This window comes from Streptomyces sp. IMTB 2501, assembly GCF_001953885.1.
GTDB lineage: Bacteria > Actinomycetota > Actinomycetes > Streptomycetales > Streptomycetaceae > Streptomyces.
In genome coordinates this window covers 171,292-196,387 of the sequence record NZ_MQUS01000013.1, presented here as the reverse complement: position 1 = coordinate 196,387, position 25,096 = coordinate 171,292, and the positions used below count along the sequence as shown (strand labels likewise).

General features: G+C 70.5%; 24 protein-coding genes and 1 tRNA gene. 12 read left to right on the top strand and 13 right to left on the bottom strand.

The features are described from left to right. Positions 1 to 129: 129 nt before the first annotated feature. Together AV521_RS23330 and AV521_RS23325 are read left to right on the top strand one after the other, a co-directional pair. A complete protein-coding gene (locus AV521_RS23330; RefSeq protein ID WP_076090430.1) occupies positions 130 to 2,334 on the top strand; it encodes a fructose-specific PTS transporter subunit EIIC in 2,205 nt (734 codons plus the stop codon). 118 nt (positions 2,335 to 2,452) lie between these two features. Then, the gene (locus AV521_RS23325; RefSeq protein ID WP_076090429.1) at positions 2,453 to 2,704 is read left to right on the top strand and encodes a hypothetical protein; all 252 of its coding nucleotides are present in this window, start codon (positions 2,453 to 2,455) and stop codon (positions 2,702 to 2,704) included. A 64-nt stretch (positions 2,705 to 2,768) separates the two neighbouring features. On the opposite strand, the gene AV521_RS23320 is transcribed toward AV521_RS23325, so the two are convergent. The 4 genes from AV521_RS23320 to AV521_RS23305 form a co-directional block, all read right to left on the bottom strand. Then, the gene (locus AV521_RS23320; protein ID WP_076090428.1) at positions 2,769 to 3,515 is read right to left on the bottom strand and encodes a DUF6227 family protein; all 747 of its coding nucleotides are present in this window, start codon (positions 3,513 to 3,515) and stop codon (positions 2,769 to 2,771) included. 169 nt (positions 3,516 to 3,684) lie between these two features. After that, positions 3,685 to 4,920 (bottom strand): Ig-like domain-containing protein, encoded by a 1,236-nt coding sequence (locus AV521_RS23315; protein ID WP_179023324.1) that lies wholly within the window; start codon positions 4,918 to 4,920, stop codon positions 3,685 to 3,687. 252 nt (positions 4,921 to 5,172) lie between these two features. Continuing rightward, complete coding sequence (locus AV521_RS23310; RefSeq protein ID WP_179023322.1) at positions 5,173 to 6,198, bottom strand: P1 family peptidase; 1,026 nt, start codon at positions 6,196 to 6,198, stop codon at positions 5,173 to 5,175. A 37-nt stretch (positions 6,199 to 6,235) separates the two neighbouring features. Continuing rightward, on the bottom strand, positions 6,236 to 7,474 hold the full coding sequence (locus AV521_RS23305; RefSeq protein WP_076090427.1) for a low temperature requirement protein A: 1,239 nt from the start codon (positions 7,472 to 7,474) through the stop codon (positions 6,236 to 6,238). Between the two features lie 399 nt (positions 7,475 to 7,873). On the opposite strand from AV521_RS23305, the gene AV521_RS47805 reads away from it, so the two are divergent. After that, positions 7,874 to 8,050: a hypothetical protein gene (locus tag AV521_RS47805; protein WP_107480984.1), complete on the top strand. Its 177-nt coding sequence runs from the start codon at positions 7,874 to 7,876 to the stop codon at positions 8,048 to 8,050. Between the two features lie 19 nt (positions 8,051 to 8,069). On the opposite strand, the gene mscL is transcribed toward AV521_RS47805, so the two are convergent. From mscL to AV521_RS23270, 7 genes are all read right to left on the bottom strand, one after another. Next, positions 8,070 to 8,528, bottom strand: coding sequence for a large conductance mechanosensitive channel protein MscL (gene mscL, locus AV521_RS23300; protein ID WP_076090426.1), 459 nt, complete (start codon positions 8,526 to 8,528; stop codon positions 8,070 to 8,072). Between the two features lie 138 nt (positions 8,529 to 8,666). Beyond that, entirely contained in the window at positions 8,667 to 9,131 is a 465-nt protein-coding gene (locus AV521_RS23295) for a hypothetical protein (RefSeq protein ID WP_371917057.1), read from the bottom strand. Between the two features lie 19 nt (positions 9,132 to 9,150). After that, positions 9,151 to 9,363: a hypothetical protein gene (locus tag AV521_RS49395; RefSeq protein ID WP_179023304.1), complete on the bottom strand. Its 213-nt coding sequence runs from the start codon at positions 9,361 to 9,363 to the stop codon at positions 9,151 to 9,153. 200 nt (positions 9,364 to 9,563) lie between these two features. Beyond that, a complete protein-coding gene (locus AV521_RS23290; protein WP_076090425.1) occupies positions 9,564 to 10,397 on the bottom strand; it encodes an S-methyl-5'-thioadenosine phosphorylase in 834 nt (277 codons plus the stop codon). A 99-nt stretch (positions 10,398 to 10,496) separates the two neighbouring features. Continuing rightward, positions 10,497 to 10,787: an FmdB family zinc ribbon protein gene (locus AV521_RS23285; protein WP_076090424.1), complete on the bottom strand. Its 291-nt coding sequence runs from the start codon at positions 10,785 to 10,787 to the stop codon at positions 10,497 to 10,499. A gap of 67 nt (positions 10,788 to 10,854) precedes the next feature. Continuing rightward, positions 10,855 to 12,153, bottom strand: coding sequence for an MFS transporter (locus AV521_RS23280; RefSeq protein ID WP_076090423.1), 1,299 nt, complete (start codon positions 12,151 to 12,153; stop codon positions 10,855 to 10,857). 297 nt (positions 12,154 to 12,450) lie between these two features. Continuing rightward, positions 12,451 to 14,007 carry a potassium/proton antiporter gene (locus tag AV521_RS23270; protein WP_076090422.1) on the bottom strand — a complete coding sequence of 519 codons (1,557 nt, stop codon included), beginning with the start codon at positions 14,005 to 14,007 and terminating at the stop codon, positions 12,451 to 12,453. A gap of 217 nt (positions 14,008 to 14,224) precedes the next feature. Between AV521_RS23270 and AV521_RS23265 the strand changes: the two genes are divergently transcribed. Continuing rightward, on the top strand, positions 14,225 to 17,041 hold the full coding sequence (locus tag AV521_RS23265) for a penicillin acylase family protein (protein ID WP_076090421.1): 2,817 nt from the start codon (positions 14,225 to 14,227) through the stop codon (positions 17,039 to 17,041). A 138-nt stretch (positions 17,042 to 17,179) separates the two neighbouring features. On the opposite strand, the gene AV521_RS23260 is transcribed toward AV521_RS23265, so the two are convergent. After that, on the bottom strand, positions 17,180 to 17,761 hold the full coding sequence (locus tag AV521_RS23260; protein WP_076090534.1) for a 5-formyltetrahydrofolate cyclo-ligase: 582 nt from the start codon (positions 17,759 to 17,761) through the stop codon (positions 17,180 to 17,182). Positions 17,762 to 17,901: 140 nt separating this feature from the next. Between AV521_RS23260 and galU the strand changes: the two genes are divergently transcribed. From galU to AV521_RS23225, 7 genes are all read left to right on the top strand, one after another. Then, positions 17,902 to 18,813, top strand: coding sequence for a UTP--glucose-1-phosphate uridylyltransferase GalU (gene galU / locus AV521_RS23255; protein ID WP_076090532.1), 912 nt, complete (start codon positions 17,902 to 17,904; stop codon positions 18,811 to 18,813). Further along, positions 18,810 to 20,132, top strand: coding sequence for a gephyrin-like molybdotransferase Glp (glp, locus tag AV521_RS23250; RefSeq protein ID WP_076090420.1), 1,323 nt, complete (start codon positions 18,810 to 18,812; stop codon positions 20,130 to 20,132). The genes galU and glp overlap by 4 nt, the downstream gene beginning before the upstream one ends. Before the next feature lie 137 nt (positions 20,133 to 20,269). Beyond that, positions 20,270 to 20,749, top strand: a complete 480-nt coding sequence (gene moaC / locus AV521_RS23245; RefSeq protein WP_076090419.1) for a cyclic pyranopterin monophosphate synthase MoaC — start codon at positions 20,270 to 20,272, stop codon at positions 20,747 to 20,749. Then, a complete protein-coding gene (locus AV521_RS23240) occupies positions 20,746 to 21,246 on the top strand; it encodes a molybdenum cofactor biosynthesis protein B (RefSeq protein WP_076090418.1) in 501 nt (166 codons plus the stop codon). The genes moaC and AV521_RS23240 overlap by 4 nt, the downstream gene beginning before the upstream one ends. A 20-nt stretch (positions 21,247 to 21,266) precedes the next feature. Continuing rightward, positions 21,267 to 21,947, top strand: coding sequence for a GNAT family N-acetyltransferase (locus tag AV521_RS23235; RefSeq protein ID WP_076090417.1), 681 nt, complete (start codon positions 21,267 to 21,269; stop codon positions 21,945 to 21,947). Between the two features lie 209 nt (positions 21,948 to 22,156). Further along, a complete protein-coding gene (glpR, locus tag AV521_RS23230) occupies positions 22,157 to 23,374 on the top strand; it encodes a gephyrin-like molybdotransferase receptor GlpR (RefSeq protein ID WP_179023320.1) in 1,218 nt (405 codons plus the stop codon). Between the two features lie 127 nt (positions 23,375 to 23,501). Then, positions 23,502 to 23,575: transfer RNA gene (locus AV521_RS23225), tRNA-Ala, on the top strand. 121 nt (positions 23,576 to 23,696) lie between these two features. On the opposite strand, the gene AV521_RS23220 is transcribed toward AV521_RS23225, so the two are convergent. Further along, positions 23,697 to 24,173, bottom strand: coding sequence for a GNAT family N-acetyltransferase (locus AV521_RS23220; RefSeq protein ID WP_076090416.1), 477 nt, complete (start codon positions 24,171 to 24,173; stop codon positions 23,697 to 23,699). Positions 24,174 to 24,255: 82 nt separating this feature from the next. Between AV521_RS23220 and AV521_RS23215 the strand changes: the two genes are divergently transcribed. Beyond that, positions 24,256 to 25,059, top strand: a complete 804-nt coding sequence (locus AV521_RS23215) for an exodeoxyribonuclease III (protein WP_076090528.1) — start codon at positions 24,256 to 24,258, stop codon at positions 25,057 to 25,059. Positions 25,060 to 25,096 lie beyond the last annotated feature (37 nt).

Here is a 25,096-nt window from a genome sequence, read left to right as displayed (position 1 = left end):
GACCCGGCCATGGCGGGACTCCCCGTCACTCCCCACGGCCGCCATCCCCACCGCCTCCCCCCACAGCACCCCCGTCCCCATCTCCGCCCACCCCTCTCCCCGGGCGATACGCGTGCATAGGAGCCCGCGATGAGCGACATGATCACGGCGGACCTGGTCGACCTCGACCTGTCGGCCGACACCAAGGAAGCGGCGGCACGCGCCCTCGCCGAACGCATGGTGGCCCAGGGCCGGGTGACCGATCTGGAGGGCTTCCTCGCCGACGTGGCCGCCCGCGAGGCCCAGATGCCGACCGGCCTCGACGGCGGCATCGGCATCCCGCACTGCCGCAGCGCCCACGTCACCGAGCCGACCCTCGCCTTCGGCCGCAGCGCCGCAGGCATCGACTTCGGCGCCCCGGACGGCCCGGCCGACCTGATCTTCCTGATCGCGGCCCCGGCCGGCGCCGACGACGCCCACCTCACGATCCTCTCCTCACTGGCCCGCCAGCTGATGAACACCAACTTCACCTCGGCCCTGCGCGCGGCGACCGACGCGGAGACGGCGGCGGCGCTGATCCGCGGGGACGAGACCCCGAGCGCGCCGCAGGCGCCGTCGGCCGCGGGGGAGGGCGCGGACGTCAGCGCGGGCGCGACCGGCTCGACGACCGCTGCTCAGGGCGCCGTGAGCGCTACGAGCGAGGCGGGCGTCTCCCAAGACACCGCTGCGGCGCCGGTGGCGGCCTCCGCCGGCGCCGCGGCGGCCACTACGGCGCAGGCGCCGGGCGCATCCGCCCCGGCGCAGGAAACCCCGGCGGGCGCCGGCTCCGTCTCGGACTCCGGCGAGCGCCCCTTCCGTATCGTCGCCGTCACGTCCTGCCCGACCGGCATCGCGCATACCTACATGGCAGCCGAGTCCCTGGAGAACGCGGGACGCGAGGTGGGCGTCGAACTCATCGTCGAGACGCAGGGCTCGGCCGGCTTCACCCGGCTGGACCCGGCGGTGATCGCCGCGGCGGACGGTGTGATCTTCGCGCACGACGTCCCCGTACGCGACAAGGACCGCTTCGCCGGCAAGCCCACCGTCGACGTCGGAGTGAAGGCCGGGATCAACCGACCCGCCGAACTCATCACGGAGGTCCGTGAGAAGGCGGCGCGCGGCGAGACGAGCGCCCTGGCGCCCGCGTCGGGCAGCACACCGGTCGAGCGTGCGGGCGACTCCACCGAGGGATACGGCACCAGGCTCCGCAAGTGGCTGATGAGCGGCGTGAGCTACATGGTTCCGTTCGTCGCCGCGGGTGGCCTTCTCATCGCCCTGGGATTCGCGATCGGCGGATACAAGATCAACAAGGCGCCGTCGGTGATGGACCACTTCGTGTGGACCCAGGCCGACAGCTGGGGTGCCCTGATGTTCCAGATCGGCGCCGTGGCCTTCGGTTTCCTGGTCCCGGTCCTGGCCGGCTACATCGCCTACGGCATGGCCGACCGCCCTGGACTGGTCCCCGGCTTCGTGGGCGGCGCGATCTCGCTGACCATCAACGCGGGCTTCCTCGGCGGCCTGGTGGCCGGTCTGGTCGCCGGCGGCGTGGTGCTGGCCATCCAGAGGGTCAACATCCCAGCGGCCCTGAGGGGCATCATGCCGGTGGTGGTGATCCCGCTGATCTCCTCGGCGATCGTCGGCTTCCTGATGTTCGTCGTCATCGGCAAGCCCATCGCCACCGCCCAGAAGGGCCTCACCGACTGGCTGAACGGCCTCACCGGCACCAACGCGATCCTGCTCGGCGCCCTGCTCGGCCTGATGATGTGCTTCGACCTGGGCGGTCCGGTCAACAAGGTCGCCTACACCTTCGCCACCGCTGGCATCGCCGTCTCGAACCCCAGCGACTCCGCGATGAAGATCATGGCCGCGGTGATGGCGGCCGGCATGGTCCCGCCGCTGGCGATGGCCCTGGCCACCACCGTCCGGGGCAAGCTGTTCACGCAGACCGAGCGCGAGAACGGCAAGGCCGCCTGGGTCCTCGGGGCCTCCTTCATCTCCGAGGGCGCGATCCCGTTCGCCGCGGCGGACCCGCTGCGGGTCATCCCGTCCGCCATGGTGGGCGGCGCCCTCACCGGCGCCCTCTCGATGGCCTTCGGTGCCACCCTGCGCGCCCCGCACGGCGGCATCTTCGTCGTCCCGCTGATCGGCAACCCGCTGCTGTACCTCGTCGCCATCGCGGCCGGCGTCTGCGCCACCACCGCGCTGGTCGTCCTCCTCAAGGGCATGCGCAAGCAGACCCCCGAGAGCCCGGCCACCGACCCCGCCTCGGACGCGGCCACCCCGACGAAGGAGACCAAGCAGCCCGTGGCCGCCTGACCGGCGTACCGCCCCGCCGCACCTTGTCCCTTTAGTTCGCTGTGAGTTGTTCACGGCACCTGCGAGATACGTCACGGTCCGGGACCACAGTCCTGGACCGTGGTGTGTACTGGGACGCATGCCTGAGCACGCCTCGACTCTCCAGCTGATCGGCGTGGCCGTCCTCGCCGTGGCCGCCGTCGCCTGGACCGTCGTCCTGACGCGCCTGCTGCGCCGCACGGGCCTCCAGACCCCCTCGCGGCGCCCCACCACCGCGCTCCCGGCCCTGCCGCGCCAGAGGCGGACGGGCCCCGCTCTGGAGTCCGTCGAACTGCCCCCCGCCGAGCAGGACGCCTTCGCGGGCCTGGCACGGCAACTCGCCAACGGCTGACGACGAGAAACGGCCCCCGAACCCTCAAAGCGCCCTTCACACCGGGCGCACCCCTCTGCGCGCGCTACCCCTGCCGCGCCGCGCGCCGCTCCATGGCGTCCCGGGCCGAGTCCTCAGACATGTACACCTCGCACATGTGCCGCCCGTCCGGCGTCGCCGTGTGCTCGACCTCCCACAGGGAGACCTCACGGTCGTCCGGCAGCAGGAACGCGTGCTCGTACAGCGCGTAGCTCAGCCGCGCACGCCCGGTGCGCCCCGGGCGCCCGAAGGCCTGCGTGATCTCGTGCGCGGTCGCGGTCGCCAGCAGTGCCGCCGTCTCCGCATCGGGCCGGTCCGGATTCTCCGCACGGCGCAGAAGCCGGCGCGCGTGGTCCGCCGAGTCGTCGGAGGCGAATACGTGCCGGGGCTCCGGAATCGCCCACAGCCGCATCAGCGCGGGCAGCTCGAACTCCGGCGTGTCCGGCGGCAGCCCGATTCGCGCGGTGGCCGTCTGCAGTTCTTCCTCGTCGACGTACACCTCGTGTTCCGGGGCGGCGCCCGGCACCGGGTTGTGCACGAGCTCCCACAGCGTGACCGCGCTGCCGTCGGCGAGCAGCCAGGTGTGCCGGTACGTCTCCCGGTGGAGCCCCGCGCTGTGGTACGCCGAGTGCAGCGAACTGTCGTGCGCCAGCGCGCAGTCGAGCTGCCGTATCACTTCGTCGGGCAGCTCGAAGGAGTTCAGGGCGCGACCGAGGAGTCGCGCGAGATGCTCCTCCGGAGACTCGGGCGACTCGGCTGGTTCGTACGCTGCCGTCTCGTACGGAACGCTCAAGGCATCTCCCGGCGTTGCTGCATGTCACCTTGTGGGTGCATACCGTAGCCCCTCAGTCGGACATCATGTCCCTGAACCGAGAAAACGTATGCCGGGAAAACGCGAGGGCCGCGCGAAAAGTTCCCGCGCGGCCCCACGTGGCGTCAAAAGCTGCCGTAAAAGCTCCCGTTCAGACGGCACTTCCGGCGGTCCAGGCGCTCCACGACATGTTCCAGCCGTTGAGCCCGTTGTCCGGGGCGACCGTCGTGTCGGGGGAGTTCTTCATGATCACGACGTCCCCGACGAGCGTGTTGTCGAAGAACCACTTGGCCGAGGTCGCCCCCTGCGCGCCCTGCTCGTCCGCGAGGCCGATGCAGCCGTGGCTGGTGCCCTGCCGGCCGAAGGGCGGGTTGCCCTTGCTGTACCAGTAGTTGCCGTGGATGAACGTCCCCGACGACGTCAGCCGCATCGCGTGCGGCACGTCCGAGATGTCGTACTCACCGCCGAAGCCGACCGTCGAGCCGTTCATGCGGGTCTGCACGAACTTCTCGGAGATCACCATCTGCCCGTTGTAGGTGGTGTGCTGCGCGCTGCCCGCGGAGATCGGCACCGACTTGATCGTCTTGCCGTCCCGCACCACCGTCATCGTCTGCGTGTTGGCGTCGACCGTGGAGACCTGCGACCGCCCGATGGTGAAGGAGACGGTCTTCTTCTGCACTCCGTGGACGCCCTTCGCCCCCTCGACCCCGTCCAGGTCGATCTTCATCGTGACTTTGGAACCGGCCTTCCAGTACTCCTGCGGCCGGAAGTCCAGCCGCCGGTCCCCGAACCAGTGCCCGACCACCTGCTGACCACCACTGGAGTTGACCTTGATGTGCGACTGCACGGCCTTCTTGTCGGTGATCGACTTGTCGAACGTGAACGACACCGGCATGCCCACCCCGACCGTGGCGCCGTTGTCCGGCGTGTAGGTGCCGATGAAGCTGTTCGCCGACGTGACGGTGGTGAAGATGGAGTTGGCCGCCGCCGTGCGCCCGTCCGCGTCCTTCGCGGTCGCGCCTATCTCGTACTTCGTCCCGCGCTCCAACTGCTCCTTCGGCTTCCAGCTGCTGCCGTCCGCCGATATCGCCCCGGCCACGGCCTGCCCCGTCCCTGCCGCGGTCATCTTCACGTCGGTCAGCTTGCCGCCGCTGACCTTCACGCCGGTCGCGTTGATGGACGCGTCGGTCGAACCGTCCTTGGCCGAGATCACGATGTTCGCCGTCGACGTCCTGGGGGAGTCCTTGCCGCCCTTGCCGTCGCTGGTCGCATTGGCGCTGCCACCACAGGCGGTCAGGGTGAGGGCGCCGACCATCAGGGCGGCACAGGCCCCCAGTGCGCGCCGCGCTGTAATGTCCGGCGTTGTCACGAGCTGCTCCAGGTACATGTGATGTGCGTGATCCGTTCCAGTACGTGGAGAAAGAGGGCACTGAGGCCGGGGACGTTCCTTCCCGCTCCCGTGAACGCCATCACGTGACAGAACCGCGACAATTCGAGCCCGACCGGCAGGTCCCGCCCCCGCTCCCGCCCTAGCCCCGTCAAGCACACCGCCGCCCCAACTCGGCCCGCCACGCCGACCGTTGACAGACACGCGGGCGGTGCGCACGGGTGGAGACGCGGCCCTGCGCCCTCACCGCCCTTACCGCGCCCCGTACAACTCCCTGTACGACGGCCACGTCCCGCCCGGCCCGTCCACCGACTCGGCGGCGCGTACTCCCCGCACGATCGCGCGCGTCACGACATCCGCGCCGGCGGCGAGGATCCCATTGAGCTCCAACGGGTGTTCGGTGAGCGAGCGTGCACCGGTCGCCAGTGCGAACACCGTGTCACCGTCGTGCAAGAGGTGCACCGGCCGAATGGCGCGCGCGATCCCGTCGTGCGCCGTGCCCGCCAGCTTCTGCGCCTGCGCCTTGGAGAGGTTCGCGTCGGTCGCGACCACCGCCAGCGTCGTGTTGAGCGGGGGCGGCACCATCCTGACGGCGGCTTCGTCGAGGCGCCGGCGCGCGGCCTCGTGCACACTCTCCGCGGGATACTCCACCCGCCCCTGACACAACTCCCCGTACAGCGCCCCCGTCCCGGGCTCGATCACCGACCCCGCAGCGTTCACGACAGCCAGCGCTGCCACGGTGATCCCCGAGTCGAGCACCGTGCTCGCGGTGCCCACCCCGCCCTTGACCCGTCCCGCCACGGCGCCCGCGCCGGCCCCGACGCACCCCTCTGGCACCCGCGCCCCCGGCGCCGTATCCGCTGCGGCCTCCACCGCCGCGCGTCCCGTGCCCGCGTCCGGTCGCGCGCGGAAGTCTCCGCCGCGCCCCAGATCGAAGACGCACGCGGCGGGCACGACCGGCACGACATGCGCCGGGTCCGCCCCCACCCGCACTCCGCGCCGCTGCTCCTCCAGCCAGGCCATCACACCGGACGCCGCGTCGAGCCCGTACGCGCTGCCGCCGGTCAGCACCACCGCGTCGACCCGGGTCACGACGTTGCGCGGGTCGAGCGCGTCGGTCTCCTTGGTGCCGGGGCCGCCGCCGCGCACGTCCACAGCGACGACTGCGCCACCGTCCGGAGCGAGGACGACCGTGGTGCCTGTGAGCCAGCCGTCCCCGCTGCGGGTGGCGTGCCCCACCCGCACTCCGGCGACGTCCGTGATTGCGTCAACTGTCATGGACGCCAGTCTCGCCCCTGCAAGCGCCGCCGAGGACTCAGCCGGCCGGCGCGGTGGCGCTCGCCGCGCGCTCCCGGCCGGTCATACGCGCCGTCAGCGTCACTCCGGTCGCGACCGCGGCCGCGGACACGAGCCCCGCCGCGAGCACGGCCCAGTCGCCCAGGAAAGTGCAGCAGATCACCAGCAGCGCCGTGACCGGCAGCACCAGCTGCTGGGCGATGCCGACCTTGAAGTGCCTTGAGTGGAGCCCCCAGACGGTCAGCAGATACAGCGCCGTGGGCAGTGTCACGGCTGCGGACGCGGACAGCGTGGAGATGTGGGTCTTGCCGACCGCGTGTTCCACGGCCACCTCCAGGCCGGCGCCGATCGCCGCGGCGGAGGCGAAGATGAGGTAGTGCCCGTAGCCCCACAGGAACGCCTGCCCGTTGGAGCGCAGATGGCCGTGGATGGGCACAACGAAGTAGATCCACCACGCGGAGAAGACGATCAGGAGCCCGCCCGCCGCGATCGGCAGCAACTCGCCCAGCGCGTCGTGCTCGTCCACGGCCGACTTCACGGCGACGGTCGCCGCGGAGATCGTCTCGCCGAGCACGATGATGGTGAACAGGCCGTACCGTTCGGCGATGTGGTGGGGATGCCAGGCAGTCTCGTAGTTCTTCTCGGCGAACAGCGGCACGCACATTTCCACGATCGCCATCACGAGGAACACCCAGGGCCGCGCGGGCCCGGGCAACACCACCAGTCCGAGCCAGCCGACCAGGCACAGCAGCACACCGCACGCGTACCGCGACGCCATGGCTCTCTCGGCGCCCTCGGCCGATCTCGCGGCTCTCAGCCACTGCGCGGCCATCGCCAGCCGCATGATCAGGTAGCCGAGCCAGACCACCAGGTAGTCGTGACGCTGAAAGGCCTGGGAGATTCCGGCGGCCAGCACCAGGACGCCGGCGATCTGCACCAGGGTGACGACCCGGTAGAGCGCGTCGTCGTTGTCGTACGCCGAGGCGAACCAGGTGAAGTTCATCCAGGCCCACCAGATGGCGAAGAACTGCATGGCGTAGTTGAGGATGCCGTCGCCCGCATGCCCCTCGGCGACGGCGTGCACCAGTTGCACACCCGCCTGCGCGACCGCCACGACGAAACACAGGTCGAAGAAGAGCTCTAGCGGTGAGGAGACCCGGTGCGCCTCGTCGCGCCCTCGCGCGGTGAGCCGCCGCAGCGGTCCGGAGGACTGTGGTGCGCCCGGGGAGGCGGGCGCCGGAGCGGAACTCGACGTCATGCCTCTCAGGACAGCAGAAAACCGCCCCAAAATCTTGTGAACGGATTCACAAACAGGCGTGGATTCAAAGTCGCGAACGAATCCCCAGGTCAGGTGAGCTTCCCGGCTGCCCCGCGAGCAGCGGCTCGACGTCATCAGCCGCACCTTCCACGGCTCCCTGTGTGGGCCGGGAGGACCGAGAGGGCGAAGCGTGATGACTCCGCTGAGCACGCCTCGACACCCCGCGCCCCACGGCCGACCAGACCACGCCGGCCCAGAACATCTTCACCGCCCACGGCCTCCGCGCAGTGTGAGCCGGCATCCTCGCCGGCGTCTCCGGACGGCTCGGGCGGAAGGCCGGCCTGCGCCCGAGTTGAGCACTCCGCCCGGCCGCTCGGGCCAGGGCCGTACCCTTGAGGCATGAGCGCCGCCCCCGAATCCGAGCCCAGCGACCCGAAGCCCGCGCTGGTCTTCGACGACCCGCTGGACCAGCAGTCCTCGGACGACACCGATCGCGGCTGGGGCGAGCGCACGGACGGCGGCAGCGCCGCCGACCTGAAGCGCTTCCTCGACGAGAAGCCGCCCCACCACCTCTGAGCCGTCCGTAGGAGCGCGGCTAGTGCTCGTCGTGCCCGGACCCGCGCTGCGCGACCAAGGCGTCGCGGATCTCCTTGAGCACCTCCAGCTCGGTCACCTCGATGACCTCCTGCGTGCCCGCTTGCGCCTTCTTGCGGGCCTCCTGCCGCGCCAGGTACTTGGACATCGGCAGCACCATCAGGAAGTACACCACCGCGGCCGTGATCACGAAGGTCAGGGTGGCGCCGAGAACGGAGCCCCACATCAGCTGGATACCGTGCGTCCCCTTGCACGAGGGGCTGAGACACGTGCTGTAGTTGTCCAGGTTCTGTGTGCCGATCGTGCCTACCAGCGGGTTGATGATCCCCTTCACCACTGAGTTCACGATGTTCGTGAACGCGGCTCCGATGACCACCGCGACTGCCAGATCGACGACGTTGCCGCGCATCAGGAAGGCCTTGAAACCCTGCCAGACGCTCGGTTCCTGCTTCGCGCTCACCTAGGGGACTCTCCTCGCATGCACAGGTTGTGGAACGAAACGCTCCGCAACCTACGGCACGATGAGGCCATGGTGTCCAGTCCGATCGCTCGATCCGGCGACTTGACAGCAAGTCGCCGGGAAAGCGTCCGAGTCGGTTCAGCACAACGTCACCGCCAGGCGTGCCGTGGCGCTCGCGCCGACGAGCCGTGCCGCAGTGGCGCGCGGCACCGACAACACGACCAGCGCCCCGCTCTCGGCCCCGCCCTCCACAGGCTCGGGCACCTTGGTCACCCGTACACCGCGCGCGAGCACCCGGGCGACGCCTCCGGCCGAGGGGTCCTCGGCGGCGATCACGTCGACGCGGTCACCGGGCCGTAGAAGCTGGACCGCGGCCGCGTCGGCGATCCGCACCGGCGCCGTCACCGTCTCCACGGCCGCGTGCCGGCGTGCCTGCTCTGTGACCGGATGACCGCGGGCCTGTTCCGCGCGGTGCGGTTCGGGAGCGGTGTGCGGTCCCGCGGCGACGAGCGCGGCCGCGGTCACCGCGAGGCCGGCCGCGATGGCCCGCCTGCGGTGCCGTACGAGCCGCTGCAGCTGGTAACGCCCGCCGCGTACGCGCACCGGAGGGAACTGCGGAACCTCACAGGTGGCCGGGGCATCCGTGCCCAGCGGGCGCGGGAGCCGGAGGGGAGGCGGGAAAGGAGAGCGGGTGGATGAGGGAGAAGGGCGAGAGCGCGGAGAACGAGCAAAGGGAGGAGAGGGCCAGGGCGAAGTCGGGGACGGATTCGAGGACGACGAGGACCGAGGCATGGGGATCACCGCCTGCGACGAGGATTTCGGCTTGCGATGCCACGATGAGGCCTCGCGCCGAATCCCGCCGGAGCCGGTGGATCACGGACGGATTGTGGACAACTCGCCCACCCGAACGGGCAGTTCCGCGTGGTTGTCCACTGGCTCGTCCGCTGTTTGTCCACAGGGTGCTTGTCCGGACGGTGCTCGTGCACAGCACCACGGGACTCGTGCACAGCACCACGGGAACTGCTCGCGCGTGCGTTACGGCAGCTCGAAGCCGGGGTCCATCCCGCCGAGCGCGTGCACGCACAGACAGTCCCGCGCCCCGGTCTCCGGCAGTGCCGCCACCGCGTCGAACAGCACGCCCCGCAGCCGGTCCACGTTCGCCGCGAAGACCTGCAGCACCTCTTCGTGCGAGACACCCTCGCCGGTTTCGGCGCCGGCGTCCAGGTCGGTTACCAGGGTCAGCGACGTGTAGCACAGCTCCAGTTCCCGGGCGAGCGCCGCTTCGGGGTGACCGGTCATGCCCACGATCGACCAGCCCTGCGCCTGGTGCCACAACGATTCGGCGCGCGTCGAGAAGCGCGGCCCCTCGACCACGACCAGCGTGCCGCCGTCCACCGGTTCCCAGTCCCGCCCCCGGGCGGCCTTCAGGGCGACCGTCCGCCCGGTGGGGCAGTACGGGTCGGCCATGGAGACGTGCACGACGTTCGGCACGGTGCCGTCGGGACGCGGCAACCCGTCGAAGTACGTCTGCGCCCGGGACTTCGTACGGTCCACGAACTGGTCCGGCACCAGCAGGGTGCCGGGGCCGTACTCGGGCCGCAGTCCGCCCACCGCGCAGGGGCCGAGGACCTGCCGTACGCCGACGGAGCGGAGCGCCCACAGGTTGGCGCGGTAGTTGATGCGATGCGGCGGCAGGTGGTGGCCGCGGCCGTGCCGGGGCAGGAAGGCGACCCGCCGGCCGGCGATCTCGCCGAAGAAGAGGGAGTCGCTGGGCGGCCCGTACGGGGTGTCCACCTGGACCTCGGTCACGTCGTCGAGGAACGAGTAGAAGCCCGAACCGCCGATTACGCCGATCTCTGCGTTCGCCATGACCAGCACACTAGCGGGCGGCAAAACAGCGCGGGAGCCGGTGCCGTTGAACGCCGAAGACCCTGCCGTCGTACGACGGCAGGGTCCGGGGAAGAGAGGTCAGGCCGCGGAGCTGCTGGCGGAGCTCGACGAGGACGGCTTGGAGTCGGACGGGGAGGAGCCGGCCGACGACGTGCTCGACGACTTCGACGCCGGGCTGCTGCTCGACGTGGAGCCGCGGGAGTCGTTGCGGTAGAAGCCGGAGCCCTTGAAGACGATGCCGACCGCGGAGAACACCTTCTTCAGGCGGCCACTGCAGTTGGGGCACTCGGTCAGGGCGTCATCGCTGAACTTCTGCACCGCCTCAAGGCCCTCGCCGCACTCGGTGCACTGGTACTGGTAGGTCGGCACTGTCTTCCTCCTGGCACTCTCACTCAATGAGTGCTAACGACGGTCCATAGTGACGCATTCCCGGGGATCAGTCCACCGTCACCGGCACGCGGTGACCGACGCCACGTGCGACGGTGCGGTTCTGCTGCCGCGTGACCAGCCTTGATCGCAGCGACAGCAGGGTCGCCAGCGCGAGCACCGTGCCGGCCATCGGCACCAGGAATCCCGCGCCGTCCCACAGCCGGTCCTCCAGCTGACCGGCGACCGTGACGGCGGCCGCCTGACCGAGCGCGACCGCGCCGGTCAGCCAGGTGAAGGCCTCCGTGCGGGCGCCGGCCGGGACCAGGCTTTCGACCAGCGTGTAGCCGGTGATCAGCGCCGGCGCGATGCACATGCCGACCAGCAGGCCGAGCCCGGCGAGCAGCAGCACCGAGTGCGCCGTCCACAGGGCGGACGCGATGATCGCGAGCGCCGTGTAGCCGACGACCAGGCGGCGCTGGGGGGCGGTCTTCCAGGCGATCGCGCCGCAGACGATGCCGGACAGCATGTTTCCGGCGGCGAAGACGCCGTACAGCACGCCGTTCAGGCCGGGCTCGCCGATCGACTCCGTGAACGCCGCCAGCGACACCTGCATGCCGCCGAAGACGGACCCGATACCGAGGAAGGTCACGGCAAGCACGCGCACGCCCGGCACGCGCAACGCTGAGGCGTGCTGCACGCGCGCGTGCCCGCTCTCACCGGTCACCGGCGGTTGCGTGCCCTTCTGCGCGGCGAACAGCAGACCGCCGACGAGGGTCAGCGCGCCCTCCGTGACCAGGCCTGCCGCCGGCGTCACGGTGGTGCACAGCGCGGTCGCCAGCAGCGGACCGAAGACGAAGGTCAGCTCGTCCGTGACCGACTCGAACGCCGCCGCGGTGGTCATCAGGGGCGAGCCCTGCAGCTTCACGCCCCAGCGCGCACGCACCATGGGGCCGACCTGCGGCACCGAGGCGCCGGTCGGGACGGCCGCCAGGAACAGCGCCCACAGGGGCGCGTGCGCCAGCGCGAGCGTCGTCAGCGACAGGCCCGACACCGTGTGCAGCAGAATGCCGGGCATCAGTACGGCGCGCTGGCCGTGGCGATCGGCGAGGCGGCCGCTGTACGGCGCGAACAGCGCCATGGAGACACCGGTGACGGCCGCGGTGGCGCCCGCGGCGCCGTACGAGCCGGTGGTGTGCTGCACCAGCAGCACGATGGAGATCGTGAGCATCGCGAACGGCTGGCGCGCCGCGAAGCCGGGGAGCAGGAAGGTCCAGGCGCCGCGGGTGCGCAGCAGCTGTCCGTATCCCGGGCGGGACGAGGCCGGGGAGGTCTTCTCCGGCTCGGTGGTGGTGACCGTGGATACCACGGCCCGTGCCTTTCTGCCGCCTGGTAGCGCGGGCCTGGGTGGGCCAGGGCGCCGAGAGCTGTCCTCTTGCGCGGACTGCGGTAGATGCCGGCGCCCACTGCGGGTGGGGACGATGCGGCCGCCATACGGTCGCGCCAGCTCTGCGTCAGGCAGAGTTGGTTCGATCAGGGTGCGCCTTCATGGTACAGGGAGTGCCGCCTTCCTCGGCTGTGAAAACGAGCACCATTGGCGTGGGTACCTGGGAATTCACGGGATGTGAACCCTGGGATCCGGATATGAACGCTGAGAGAAGACCTCCTAACGCGACCTGCCCGCCCCGTTCGCTCCCAGCCAGCCCGCCAGTTTGCCGCCGTGGGCGACTGCGCGCAGGCGCCGCTCCGCCGCGTCGCGCACCGGATCGGTGGCGACGACGAGCAGCTCGTCGCCCTGGCGCAGCACCGTCGTGGGCAGCGGAACAAACGATTTTCCTTCGCGGACGACGAGGGTGACGGCGGCGCCGGGCGGCAGGCGCAGCTCGCTGACCTCCACGCCGTGCATCCTGGAGCCTTCGGGGACCGAGATGGACAACAGGTGCCCGCGCAGCCGCTCCAGAGGCGCCGACTCGATGCCGAGGTCGGAGGCCTCGCCCTCCTCGCCCAGGCGCAGCTTGCGCGCCAGCCAGGGCAGGGTCGGCCCTTGGACGAGGGTGTAGACCACGACCAGGACGAAGACGATGTTGAAGATGCGACGGCTGTCGGCGACGCCGTTCACCATCGGGATGGTGGCCAGGATGATGGGCACGGCGCCGCGCAGTCCCGCCCAGGACATCAGCGTCTGCTCCTGCCACGGCATGCGGAACGGCGCCAGGCTGAGCACCACGCTCAGCGGCCGGGCGACCATGGTCAGGATCAGCCCGATGACGAGAGCGGGCCAGACGTCGTCGCCCAGTTCGTGCGGGGTGACCAGCAGGCCGAGCAGGACGAACATGCCGATCTGGGCGATCCAGCCGAGCCCCTCGGCGAAGCCACGCGTAGCCGGCCAGTGTGGAAGCTTGGCGTTGCCGAGCACCATCGAGGCCAGGTAGACGGCCAGGAAGCCGCTGCCGTGCGCCAGGGCGCCGGCGGCGTACGCCGTCACGGCGATCGCCATGACCGCGATCGGGTAGAGGCCGGAGGCGGGCAGGGCCACGTGCTTGAGCCCCCAGGAACCGAACCAGCCCACCGCGAAGCCTATGGCCGCGCCGATGGCCAGCTCCAGGGCTATCTCGCCCAGCAGGACGTACCAGTGCTCGACCGGGCCGGCCATGGAGAAGGCGACGACCAGGATGACCACCGGGGCGTCGTTGAAGCCGGACTCCGCCTCCAGCGTGCCCGTCACGCGCGCGGGGAGCGGAACTTTGCGCAGCACCGAGAAGACCGCCGCCGCGTCCGTCGACGACACCACCGCGCCGATGATGAGCGCCTGCCGCCACTCCAGCCCGACCAGGTAGTGCGCGCCGGCCGCGGTGACACCCACGCTGACGGCGACGCCGAGGGTCGCCAGGACCGAGGCGGACGACAGGACCGGCTTGATCTCCTTCCACTTCGTGCCGAGACCGCCCTCGGCGAGGATCACGACCAGGGCCGCGTACCCCATGACCTGGGTCGCCGCGGCGCTGTTGAAGTGGATTTCACCGAGGCCGTCCTGGCCCATCAGGACGCCGATCGCCAGGTAGACGAGCAGGCTGGGGAGCCCGCTGCGGGAGGAGATCCGCACGGCCGCGACGGCGACGAGCAGGACCACGGAGCAGACGAGCAAGAGCTGGTTGAGATGGTGAACAGTCAGCGGCGGTTCCCTTCCTTGGCTCGCGCGCCGGGCGCGCGAGCTCACGTACACAAGACCCGAGGCTGCGGCGCACCGCACCCAAGTACTTCGTTACCTTACCTAAGTCTTGACGCTTTCTTGACGCTCGTGGAGGCAAGATCGAACGCTCGTGCGCGCTGGTTCCCCACTCCGCGTCAAGCGGCACAGGGCCCTGCGCCTATGGTTGCTCCAGCGCTCATTCAAAGTCACAGCCCGACCTGCCGCTCGCGTTAGGACAGCAAGGACAGCGATGCCCCCCAACACCACCGCCACAACGGGTGACAAGCCCGCCAAGTCCGGCAGGAAGAAGGGGCGCAAAGCCCGATTGATCGTGCTGGTGCTGGTACTGGCCATCATCGGAGGCATCGCCTACGGCGCGTACTGGTCGATCAGCACCGTCCGCGCCTCCTTCCCGCAGACCAAGGGCTCGATCACGCTCGACGGCCTGTCGGGGCCGGTCGACGTCAAGCGGGACGGCAACGGCATCCCGCAGATCTACGCGTCCTCCGACGAGGACCTGTTCATGGCGCAGGGCTACGTGCAGGCGCAGGACCGGTTCTACGAGATGGACGTGCGCCGGCACATGACGTCCGGGCGCCTGTCGGAGATGTTCGGCAAGAGCCAGGTCAAGAACGACGAGTTCCTGCGCACCCTCGGCTGGGACCGGATCGCCGAGCAGGAGTACGACACCAAGCTGTCGGCGTCCACGAAGAAGTACCTCCAGGCGTACGCCAAGGGAGTCAACGCCTACCTTCAGGGCAAGGACGGCAAGGACATCTCCCTCGAATACGCCGCTCTGGGCTTCACCAACGACTACAAGCCGGGCAAGTGGACTCCGGTCGACTCCGTCTCCTGGCTGAAGGCGATGGCCTGGGACCTGCGCGGCAACATGAAGGACGAGATCGACCGCGCGCTGATGACCAGCCGGCTCGGCCCGCAGCAGATCCAGGACCTGTACCCGGAGTACCCGTACAGCCGCAACAAGCCGATCGTCCAGGAAGGCCAGTACAGCCAGCTGACCAAGTCCTTCCGGCAGAGCGGCGGCACGGGCACCTCCCAGGGCACCGGCGCGACGGGCGCGACCGGTACGACCGGCGGCGCCACAAGCGCCTCTGGGGCCACGAAGGGCGCGACCGGCTCCTCCACCTCGTCCAAGACCGGATCGGCGCTCACGAGCCAGCTGGCGGGCCTCTACAACGTCCTGGACAACGTCCCGACCGCCGTCGGCGTGAACGGCCAGGGCATCGGCTCCAACTCCTGGGTGGTGTCCGGGAAGTACACCATCACCAAGAAGCCGCTGCTCGCCAACGACCCGCACCTGTCGGCGTCGCTGCCGTCCGTCTGGTACCAGATGGGCCTGCACTGCCGCAGCGTCTCCAGCACATGCCAGTACGACGTGACCGGCTACACCTTTGCCGGCATGCCCGGTGTGGTCATCGGCCACAACGCCGACATCGCCTGGGGCATGACCAACTCCGGGGCCGACGTCACCGACCTCTACCTGGAGAAGGTCAGCGCGAACGGCTACCTGTACGACGGCAAGATCCGGCCGTTCAAGACCCGCGAGGAGACCATCCAGGTCGCCGGCGGAGCGTCCAAGACGATCGTCGTGCGACAGACCCAGGACGGCATGCCACTGCTGTCCGACCGCGACGACGAACTCGTCCAGGTGGGCAAGCGGGCCACGGTCAACACCGCCGCCCCCGACCGCGGCGACGGTTACGGCATCGCCCTGAGGTGGACCGCGCTCGACCCGGGCACCGCCATGGACGCCGTCTTCGCCATCGACAAGGCGGCCGACTGGAGCCAGTTCCGCCAGGCCGCCGCCCTCTTCGACGTGCCCTCGCAGAACCTGGTCTACGCCGACACCGACGGCCACATCGGCTACACGCTGCCCGGCAGGATCCCCACCCGCTCCGCCGTCGACGACGGCTCCGTCCCCGCGCCCGGCTGGGACTCGAAGTACCGCTGGACGGGCTTCATCAAGCAGAACGAGCTGCCGTACGAGTTCGATCCCGAGCGCGGCTACATCGTCACCGCCAACCAGGCCGTGGTCGACAAGGGCAAGTACCCGTACGCGCTCACCACTGACTGGGGCTACGGCACCCGCAGCCAGCGCATCACCGACCTGATCGAGTCCAAGATCAAGGACGGCGGCAAGATCTCCACCGACGACATGCGGCAGATGCAGCTGGACAACAGCAGCGAGATCGCCAAACTCCTGGTGCCCAGGCTGCTGAAGATCAACCTCGACGACAAGAACGTGCGAGACGCGCAGAAGCTGCTTGAGGGCTGGGACTACACCCAGGAAGCCGACTCCGCGGCGGCCGCCTACTTCAACGCCGTCTGGCGCAACATCCTCAAGCTCGCCTTCGGCAACAAGCTCCCCAAGGAGCTGCGCGTCGGCGGACAGTGCCTGTGGGTCAACAAGATCGACAGCACCGGCCCGGTCGACGACAACACCAAGGTGCGCGAGTGCGGTGAGCGCGACACCGACCAGGCGCAGCCGGACGGCGGGGACCGCTGGTTCGAGGTCGTGCGCACCCTGATGGACAAGCCGGACAGCGACTGGTGGAAGACGCCGAAGTCGGGCACCCGTCCCGCGGCGAACAACGTGGACCAGCTCTTCGCGCGCGCCATGATCGACGCCCGCTGGGAGCTGACCGCCAAGCTCGGCAAGGACATCGACACCTGGAGCTGGGGCCGGCTGCACCGGCTGTTCCTGAAGAACCAGACACTCGGCACCGACGGCCCCCAGGTCCTGCAGTACATCCTCAACCGCGGTCCCTGGAGGCTCAGCGGCGGCGAGGCCACGGTGAACGCGACCGGCTGGAACGCCGCCGGCGGCTACAGCGTCGTCTGGGTGCCGTCCATGCGGATGGTCGTCAACCTCGCCGATCTCGACAAGTCCAAGTGGATCAACCTGACCGGCGCCTCCGGGCACGCCTTCAGCGCGCACTACACGGACCAGACGAGCCTGTGGGCCAGGGGCGAGCTGCTGCCCTGGTCGTTCTCGGACAAGGCGGTCGACCAGAGCACGAGCGACACACTCGTCCTCAAGCCGTGAGCCACTGACGGCACAGCACGGAGAACGGCCCTCCACGCGCACGCGTGGAGGGCCGTTTCGTCGTCCGGGGCAGTGCCGCACCGTAGGGGGCGCGCTGTACTGCCGGTCGGCGCGGCGGGGCGTGGGGGCGGCGCTCGGTCAGGCGCTCGGGAAGCGGCGCACGCCGGAGGGCGTCACCACCGCGTGCACCGGCTTGTCGTGCGCCTCCGCCGGGACGTGCGCGACGACCTCCGTGTCGTACAGCAGCACCACGAGCCGGGGGCGTGTGCCCGCGCGTTCCAGACGGGCCAGTACGCGGTCGTACGACCCTCCGCCGCGCCCCAGGCGCATCCCGCGCTCGTCGACCGCGAGTCCGGGCAGCAGAACGACGTCCGCGGCCGTCACCGCGTCCGGGCCCAGACGCGTGCCGGAGGGCTCGAAAAGCGCCATTTTCCCGCCGTGTTGGACCCGAGCGAGGGAGCCCGGGCCGGTGTATTCGCCCCAGTCCAGGTCGTTGTCGGACAGGAGCGCGGGGAGCAGGACCCGCACGCCCCGCGCGCGCAGCGCGTCCAGCAGCGCCGGCGTGCCGGGCTCGCTCCCCACGGAGACGTACGCAGCCACCGTGCGCGCATGCGCCAGCTCGGGCAGCCCCAGCGCACGCTCCGCCAGCGCGCGCCCTGTTGCGTCGACGTCATCCTGTGTCAACCTGTTCCTCACCGAGAGGAACTCCCGCCGCAACATGCGCTTGTCAGGCTCGCTCGTGCGTCCGTTGTGTTCCACGGGTCGTTCTCGCGTCCTTCTTGATTGTTCAATGCGGTCATAAAGGGTCAACCAACCGGAGTCACAGTTTTCCTACAAAGACACCGGATATGGTGGCGGACATGACTCAGTCGCACCCCAGGATCAGCAAGGCTGTCATCCCTGCGGCAGGCCTCGGCACCCGGTTCCTGCCGGCCACCAAAGCCACTCCCAAGGAGATGCTGCCGGTCGTCGACAAGCCCGCGATCCAGTACGTGGTCGAGGAGGCCGTGTCGGCGGGGCTCGACGACGTCCTCATGATCACCGGGCGCAACAAGCGTCCGCTTGAGGACCACTTCGACCGCAACTACGAGTTGGAATCGGCACTCCAGAAGAAGGGCGACGCCGGGCGGCTGGCGAAGGTGCGGGAGTCAAGCGACCTGGCGACCATGCACTACGTGCGCCAGGGCGACCCCCGGGGTCTCGGGCACGCCGTGCTGTGCGCCGCCCCGCACGTCGGTCACGAGCCTTTCGCGGTGCTCCTGGGCGACGACCTGATCGACCCGCGCGACCCGCTCCTCCAGCGCATGATCGAGGTGCAGGAGCAGCACGGCGGCAGCGTGATCGCCCTCATGGAGGTCGCGCCCGAGCAGGTCCACCTCTACGGCTGCGCGGCCGTGGAGACGACCGCCGACGGCGACGTGGTCAAGGTGACCGGGATGGTCGAGAAGCCGGATCCGGCGGACGCCCCGTCGAACTACGCGATCATCGGCCGCTACGTCCTGGACCCGCACATCTTCGACATACTGCGCAAGACCGAGCCGGGCCGTGGCGGCGAGATCCAGCTCACCGACGCCCTCCAGCAACTCGCCACGGACGAGAAGGTCGGCGGACCGGTGCACGGCGTCGTCTTCGAGGGCCGCCGCTATGACACCGGCGACCGTGGCGACTATCTGCGTGCCATTGTCAGACTCGCGTGCGAACGTGAAGACCTGGGCCCGGACTTCCGGACCTGGCTTCGCAGTTACGTAGCCGAGGAGATGCAGCAATCTTGAGCAGCGCCGCGACCCGCCCCGCCGGCCCGGACCATCTGTGGTCGGTGGACGAGCACCTGGAGGACATCCTCGAGACCGTCCGCCCCCTCGAACCCATCGAGCTGCAGCTGCTCGACGCCCAGGGCTGCGTCCTGGTCGACGACGTCACGGTGCCGGTGTCCCTGCCGCCCTTCGACAACAGCTCCATGGACGGGTACGCGGTGCGGGTCGCGGACGTCGCGGGCGCCAGCGAGGAGTTCCCGGCCGTCCTGGAGGTCGTGGGCGACGTCGCGGCGGGCGCGCTCGACCCGGTCCGGGTCGGGCCCGGCCAGGCCGCCCGCATCATGACCGGCGCCCCGCTGCCGCCCGGCGCCGAGGCCGTGGTCCCCGTCGAGTGGACCGACGGCGGGCTCGGCGAGGGTCCGGTGAGCGGCATGCGGGCCCGCAGCCTGGCTCCCGAGGGTGCCGAGGGGCACGTGCGCGTGCACCGCCCCGCCGAGGCACGCGCGCATGTGCGCGCCAAGGGCAGCGACGTGAAGGCCAGCGACCGCGCCCTGGAGGCCGGGACCGTCCTCGGCCCACCGCAGATCGCACTGCTGGCCGCGATCGGCCGCGGCACGGTACGCGTGCGCCCGCGCCCGCGCGTGGTCGTCCTGTCCACGGGCAGCGAACTCGTCCAGCCCGGCGAGGAACTGGCCCGCGGCCAGATCTACGACTCCAACAGCTTCGCCCTCACCGCCGCCGCGCGGGACGCCGGCGCCATCGCCTACCGGGTGGGCGCCGTCGCCGACGATGCAGAGACCCTCCGCGCCACCATCGAGGACCAGCTCATCCGCGCCGACCTGCTGGTGACCACGGGCGGGGTGAGCGTCGGGGCGTACGACGTCGTCAAGGAGGCGCTGTCGCACGTCGGCGACGAGGACGAGGCGGGAAGCGGCGTGGAGTTCCGCAAGCTCGCCATGCAGCCCGGCAAGCCGCAGGGCTTCGGCTCCGTCGGCCCCGACCACACACCGCTGCTTGCCCTGCCGGGCAACCCGGTGTCGTCGTACGTCTCCTTCGAGCTGTTCGTCCGCCCCGCCATCCGCGCCCTGATGGGCCTCACGGAAGTGAACCGGCCCCGGGTCCGGGCCATCCTGAAGGCGGACAAGGCGCTGAGCTCACCCAAGGGCCGTCGGCAGTTCCTGCGCGGTGCGTACGGCGACGGCGAGGTGACCCCCGTCGGCGGTTCCGGCTCGCATCTGATCGCGGCGCTGGCGCACGCCGACGCGCTGATCGTCGTTCCCGAGGACGTCGAGTCCGTCGAGCCCGGCGCCGAGGTGGAGGTCGTGCTGCTCGGCTGAGGCCCGCGCGGGTGCGCGTGCGCCAGGCCCACGGGGGTCCTGGACCGGTGCCTGCGCGGACATGGCGGTACCGTGTCGCGCACAACAGGCCCGTGCACCGCACCGTGGACGGGCCCGGACCGGGAGCGGCACACAGCATGAGTACGCAGGACGGACTGACACACATCGACGAGGCGGGCGCGGCCCGCATGGTCGACGTATCCGACAAGGACGTGACCGCGCGCACCGCCCGTGCCAGTGGGCGCGTCCTCGTCTCACCCCGCGTGGTCGAGCTGCTGCGCGGCGAGGGAGTGCCCAAGGGGGATGCCCTCGCCACCGCGCGCATCGCCGGCATCATGGGTGCCAAGCGCACCCCGGACCTGATCCCGCTGTGCCACCCGTTGTCGGTGTCCGGTGTGAAACTGGATCTGTCGGTCGCGGACGACGCCGTGGAGATCCAGGCCACCGTGAAGACGACGGACCGTACGGGCGTCGAGATGGAGGCCCTCACCGCCGTGACGGTCGCCGCGCTCACCGTGATCGACATGGTCAAGGCGGTCGACAAGGGAGCGATCATCACGGACGTGCGGGTGGAGGAGAAGACGGGCGGCAAGTCGGGCGACTGGAGCCGGGCATGACCTACCGTGCTCTGGTGGTCACCGCCTCCAACAGGGCTGCCGCGGGAGTCTACGAGGACAAGGGCGGCCCCTTGATCGCCGACGGCCTGAAGGGCTTCGGGTTCGACGTCGACGGCCCCCAGGTCGTTCCGGACGGGGACCCCGTGGAGGCGGCCCTGCGCGCGGGAGTCGACGCCGGGTACGACGCCATCGTCACCACCGGCGGCACCGGGATCTCGCCCACCGACCGCACGCCCGAGGCGACCCGCGCGGTGATCGACCGCGAGGTGCCGGGCATCGCGGAGGCCATCCGGGCGTTCGGGCGGGAGAAGGTCCCGACAGCGGCGCTCTCGCGAGGCCTGGCCGGGGTGGCCGGGCGGACCCTGATCGTCAATCTGCCGGGCTCCACGGGCGGAGTGAAGGACGGCCTGGCCGTGCTGGAGCCCCTGCTGATCCACGCCGTCGACCAGATCCGCGGCGGCGACCACCCCAGACCCAGTAGCGGGGGTGCGAGCTGAACAGCCCATCCTGGCCCGTCGTGCTGGCGGACGGCGATGTCGTCCTCCGGCCGATAAGGCTGCGCGACCAGCGGGCCTGGCGCGAGGTGAACCGGCGCAACCGGGACTGGCTGCGCCCCTGGGAGGCGACCATCCCGCCGCCCACGCCGAGCGGACCGATCGCGCACCGGCCGACCTACCGCCAGATGGTCCGGCACTTGCGTTCCGAGGCCAACGCGGGCCGGATGCTGCCGTTCGTCATCGAATACCAGGGGCGGGTCGTCGGGCAGTTGACGGTCGCGGGGATCACCTGGGGATCGATGTGCTCCGGGCACATCGGCTACTGGGTGGACGAGGCGGTGGCCGGGCGCGGGGTGATGCCGACGGCTGTCGCGCTCGTGGTGGACCACTGTTTCCACACCGTCGGACTGCACCGCATCGAGGTCTGCATTCGTCCCGAGAACCGGCCCAGCCGCCGGGTCGTGGAGAAACTCGGATTTCGCGAGGAGGGGCTCCGGCCCCGTTATCTCCACATCGACGGGGCCTGGCGCGACCACCTGGTCTTCGCGCTCACCGCGGAAGAGGTGCCCGACGGGTTGCTCGCGCGGTGGCAGCGGGCACGCTCTCAGGGAGAGCGGCGCACCGGGCGCGCGGACGACGGAGAGGGCGCGAGTGGTGCCTCGGGGGCGTCGGGCGCATCAGGCTCGGCGCGCAATCCGTAGAACGCGCGGGGAATCCCGTCCAACCCTCGGAAATTGAATATATGTTCGAAATTGATCGGGCGTTGACCGTCTCAGGGCGCTGAATTCGCGGCTGTGGCAGCCCGTTGATCGCATCGATCGCAAAAAATGCTGGAAATATCAGCCAGATCGTGCGACACACCGGCCCAATTGGCGGATGGCCTCGCGCAAACCCCTCTACGGTGTGAGGCGTGAGCAGCAGCGGCCTCATCTACGCAGTCATTGTCGGGGCCTGGGCCGCCTACTTGGTGCCGATGTGGCTCCGTAGGCAGGACGAGCTGAACGAGGCCCGTCCGACGGAACGCTTCAGCACCGCCATCCGGCTGCTGTCCGGAAAGGCGGGAATGGAGCGCCGGTACGCCAAGGACCTGCGGGCGCGCTCCACCCAGGAGGGGGAGCCGGACGCCGGCGACCCGGGCGCCGTCACCGATTCGGTGGACGTCCGGGCGTTCGCCATGCCTCCGACCCGACGTCAGGTGCACACCGACGCCGAGCCGGGGGTGCCGGGGAGGGCGGAACCGGCACGCGAACAAGCCGCCGCGCCGGTGCCCAAGTCGGCGCCCGCGTCCGGCTCGGCGCCCGTATCCGGCTCCCTGCCCGCGTCGAAGCGGGTGCCGCCCGCGCGGCGTTCTCCCTCGGCCCAGGCGGCCGCAGCGCGCGCCCGGCGCTCGAAGGTCCTTGCACGCCGTAGGCGCACCACCGTGATGCTCTTCTTCGCCTTCACGCTGGGTGCCGTCGGGGCCGCCATCGGCGGGCTCGCCTTCCTGTGGGTGCCCGCCGTGCCGGCCGGGTTGCTCAGCGGGTACATCGCGTACCTGCGCTCCCAGGAGCGCCGTCGCTTCGCCTACCAGATGGACCGCCGGCGCGCCGAGGTCGCGGCCCAGCGGCTGCGGGAGCGGGAACGCCAGCCGCGTCGGCGCGCGTCCCTCGACGCGAGCCCCGGCGCGGACGAATCGGAGGACGCCCCGGAGGCCGGGACGGAGACCGGGCTCGCCGCGCTCGCCGCGGACCGGCGCGCACTGGTCGAGCAGACGGATCACGCCGAGTGGGTCGATCAGCAGCGGGAGCGCCAGCGGCGGCCCGGCGGGGACAGCTGGGACCCGGTGCCGGTGCCCCTGCCGACGTACGTGACCGCGCCGGTCGCGCCGCGTGCCACGTCCGATGTGGATCTGGGGGCGCCCGACACATGGAGTTCGGCGCGTTCCAGCTCGGTCGCGCCGGAGCGCGGGGCGAGCCGGGCGCCGGAGGGCGAGGCGGGCGAGCAGGCGTCCGCGTCTGGAGATATCCCGGCGGACGGCCGCAGCGACGCGCGCCGCGCGGCCTCCGCGCGCCGGGCGCGCGAGCGCGGACGCACGCCCCTCTTCGATCAGTACGAGGACGGCGACCGCCCGCGCGCGGCCAACGAGTGACCCCGCTCCCACCCTCCTCGGCGCCCTCCGGGCCGTGCGCGCCCCCTACGGAAACCCCCGCTGTGACCAGTGAGGGAGCGGATTTCCAAGCACCCCGATCGGGATGCTAAAGTTTCACTCGTTGCAAGGGCCTGTGGCGCAGTCCGGTAGCGCACCTCGTTCGCATCGAGGGGGCCAGGGGTTCAAATCCCCTCAGGTCCACGCAGCATGGAGCCCCTGTCGGCAGTAGTCGACAGGGGCTCCATCGTTTATGTGCGCGGCCGTGGCTCGCGCGCAGGCCCGCCTGGGTTCAAGCGGGCCTGGTGTGATCCGAGTTACAGACTCAGAGCGCCTTCGCGAAGCAGCGGCTCTCCTCGTAGTGGCGGTAGTAGCCGAACTTCGTGCACGGTTCGTAGCCGCTGGAGGTGTACAGGGCGATGGCCTCCGGCTGCTTGGTGCCCGTCTCCAGGACCATGCGGAGGCGGCCGGCGGCGCGGGCATCCTCCTCCAGCGCCGTGAGCATCCGGCGCGCGAGACCCCGGCCCCGCATGCCCGCGATCACGTACATGCGTTTGAGCTCGGCGTCGCCGTCCGTGTTGCCCTCGTCGTTGTGGTCCTGGCTGCGCCAGCCACCGGTCGCGACGGGGCGGTCGTGCTCGTCGTACGCGATCAGATATGCGCCCCGGGGCGGGTCGAAGTCGGCGGCGTCGAGGGCCGTGGCGTCGCCACCGTCGCCGTAGCGCACGTGGTACTCGGCCTGGACCTCGTCGTTGAGCTTGACGGCGTCGGGGTGATCGAAACGAACACGACGTATATTCATGCTGCCTACCGTACTTCTATGCTGACGGTGATCGTCGGGCTGTGCGGGTGGACCCCGTCCAGTGTGCCGGTATCGTGCCCTGGTGCTGACTGTGACCTCGGTGAACGTGAACGGACTGCGAGCCGCCGCCAAGAAGGGCTTCGTGGAGTGGCTCGCGCAGACCTCTGCGGACGTCGTCTGCGTGCAGGAGGTGCGTGCCGAACCGCACCAGCTGCCCGAGCAGGTGCGCCAGCCCGACGGCTGGCACGTCGTGCACGCCCCGGCCGCGGCCAAGGGGCGCGCGGGGGTCTCCCTCTACACGCGGCGTGAGCCCGACCGCGTCCGGGTCGGCTTCGGCTCGGCCGAGTTCGACGGCAGCGGGCGCTATGTCGAGGCCGACCTGCCCGGCGTCACGGTGGCCTCCCTGTATCTGCCCTCCGGCGAGGTCGGTACCGAGCGTCAGGACGAGAAGGTCCGCTTCATGGGGGAGTTTCTCGTCCACCTCAAGGCGCTGCGTGAGCGGGCCGCCGCCGACGGCCGCGAGGTGGTCGTCTGTGGCGACTGGAACATCGCCCACCAGGAGGCCGACCTCAAGAACTGGCGCGGCAACACCAAGAACTCGGGCTTCCTGCCCGAGGAGCGGGAGTGGCTCGGCCGGGTGTTCGCTGCCGAGGAGGGGGGCTACGTCGACGCCGTACGCGCCCTGCACCCCGAGGCCGAGGGGCCGTACACCTGGTGGTCGTACCGCGGGAGGGCCTTCGACAACGACTCCGGCTGGCGCATCGACTACCACGTCACCACGCCCGGTCTCGCCGGCAAGGCCGTCAAGGGCTTCGTCGAGCGCGCCGCCACGCACGCCGAGCGCTGGTCCGACCATGCGCCGGTGACGGTCGTCTACGACCTGTAGGCGTACGACCTTCAGGCGCGCGCCTCGTCCGATGCGC